The following is a 2,053-nucleotide window of genomic DNA, read 5'->3' as shown; positions in this document are numbered from 1 at the left end:
CGCCGCAATCGCTTTAGTCACCGACCTGGACGCTGGTGTCGACATCGGCGGCGGCGTCAAATCCGTCGAGGTGTTCAGCGAATTCGAAAGGAACATCGAGCCGTTCAAAAAGCTGGTGTACCAAGCGATCGGCCAGGTGCCGGCCGAACATGAGTGCACTGACTGCCTGCCGCATACCGGTGCCGAGCTGCCGTTCGACCTGCCGTAGCGACACGGCAGGCTAGGCTGTGCCAATGCAAGGCCGGGCTCGGATGACGCCGCTGGGGGCGGTGCTGCGAGGCGCGCTAGCCGGCGCTGTGGGCACCCTGGCGATGGATCTGCTGTGGTATCGCCGCTACCGGCGCAGCGGCGGCGACAGCGGGTTTGTCCCGTGGGAATCGTCGGCCGGCTTGGACAGCTGGGAGGACGCTCCGGCGCCGGCGCGGTTTGGCAAGCGACTGATCGAAACTGTCTTTGACAGTGAGCTGCCGCCGACGCGAGCGCGTCTGGTCAACAACGTCATGCACTGGGCCACTGGGGTGGGATGGGGTGCGGCCCTCGGGCTTGTAGGTGGATCGGTTCCCATCCGCCTGTGGCAGGGGCCCGCTTTCGGTACGGGTGTCTGGCTGCAGTCCTACGCCGTGCTGGTGCCTGCCAAGCTGTACAAGCCGATGTGGGAATACGACGTTCAAACGTTGGCGAAGGACCTCAGCGCACACCTGGTGTACGGGTCTACGACCGTCGGGGCGTTCCGGTTACTTGCCATCGTGTGACCTCACGTTCGGTCGTTGTCTCCTGAGCCTTGTTGCCCCCGATAGATTTTGGGTTTGGCGGCGCTTGTCTGCTGCGGAGAGTCATGCGCCGGACGATGGATCCGCGGCTTGGGTGACGAGGGCGCGGCACCACCGGCCGCCAACCTCGTCGTCTGTGTCTCGCCGGTTGAAAGTCGCGTGGTCGCAGGGTCCGACGCTGGGGCCGCAGCGCGACTCGGCGTGCCCGCCTTGGTAATTGGCAACGACCGCCCGGTCACGATGGCCACCACAAGGATACAAACCGCCAGCAGACAAAGCACGACGTCGAAGGTGCTGGTGATCTGTTGCGCGAGATTGTTGCCGTAGACCGGATTGCCCGCCGACGCGGAGGTACCCGCCACTCGCGGCGCCAGCGCGATGCCCACCACGATGCGAGAAATGGTGAGCACGACCAGAACTCCACACGCCGAGGTGATCAAGACCGCAGGAAGAGCGCGGTTGAGTACGTTGATGTAAAGCCAGATCGCAACCACCGCCGTGACAAGGTCGAACGCGGCCATGGCCGCGCTGTTGTACGGCGAGTAGGGCAGCTTCAGGCTCAGCGAAACCACGAGGTCGGTGACCCTCATCACCACAGAACCGACGGACCATACCACGATGAGCAGCAAGCACTTTCTCGCTGCGGCCCGCCAAACGTCGGCCTGTTGGGGCGTCATAGTCATGACCAGCATCAGCGGCGCGAAAATCGCCGCTGCCACCGTCCAGGCCAGATAACCCTCGAAGCCGACCCCCGCGGTGGACGTGTTCTGGGCGATGCCGTGGAATTCGTCGATGTCCCGGCCGATGGGCAGGATCCACACGATCAGCCCGGCCACTAGAGTCGACGCTCCCAGCCCGATGACCGCCAGGCGAGATACCCTGCTGCGCCGAATAATCCACCGCGACGCCACGACGACTGCCACCAACGCGACGACGCCGTAGATCACCGCGGTCGCGATGATCGCCACATTTTGCTTGCCGAATCCAGAACCGGTCGAGCCGGGCAGCGCACTTTTCACCCGCCAGAACAGGTTGAACGAAAAGCTCAGCGCGGCAAGGGTGATCGAGCCATAGCCCACGACGCGGGCAGACTGCAGCCAGCCTCGGAACCTGCCGTCGTCGGCGGCGGCGCTGGTGATCACTGGCTGCGCGCTCAACAACGAGCCGGCGATGCCCAGCCATGCGCCCGGACCCACGCCGCCCGGCACATTGGCGCTGCCGCCGTATCGGACGGTCTGCACCACGTCGAACACCACGACGCCGAACACCAGCAGCCCGTACGG

Annotated in this window: 2 protein-coding genes and 1 pseudogene; 2 read left to right on the top strand and 1 reads right to left on the bottom strand. The window is 64.9% G+C overall.

Features of this window, described 5'->3' with window-relative positions; genetic code table 11:
* Together VFA16_RS03585 and VFA16_RS03580 are read left to right on the top strand one after the other, a co-directional pair.
* Positions 1 to 208: pseudogene (locus VFA16_RS03585) on the top strand (S-methyl-5'-thioadenosine phosphorylase); the annotation flags it as partial.
* A gap of 25 nt (positions 209 to 233) precedes the next feature.
* The gene (locus VFA16_RS03580; protein WP_324966492.1) at positions 234 to 752 is read left to right on the top strand and encodes a hypothetical protein; all 519 of its coding nucleotides are present in this window, start codon (positions 234 to 236) and stop codon (positions 750 to 752) included.
* Positions 753 to 754: 2 nt separating this feature from the next.
* On the opposite strand, the gene VFA16_RS03575 is transcribed toward VFA16_RS03580, so the two are convergent.
* A partial coding sequence (locus VFA16_RS03575; RefSeq protein ID WP_324966491.1) for a hypothetical protein occupies positions 755 to 2,053 on the bottom strand: 1,299 nt, incomplete at its 5' end.

The sequence above is a fragment of the Mycobacterium sp. genome (genome assembly GCF_035653355.1).
Taxonomy (GTDB): domain Bacteria; phylum Actinomycetota; class Actinomycetes; order Mycobacteriales; family Mycobacteriaceae; genus Mycobacterium.
The sequence above is the reverse complement of the archived record's forward strand: the minus strand, read 5'-3'. Positions and strand labels throughout refer to the sequence as shown.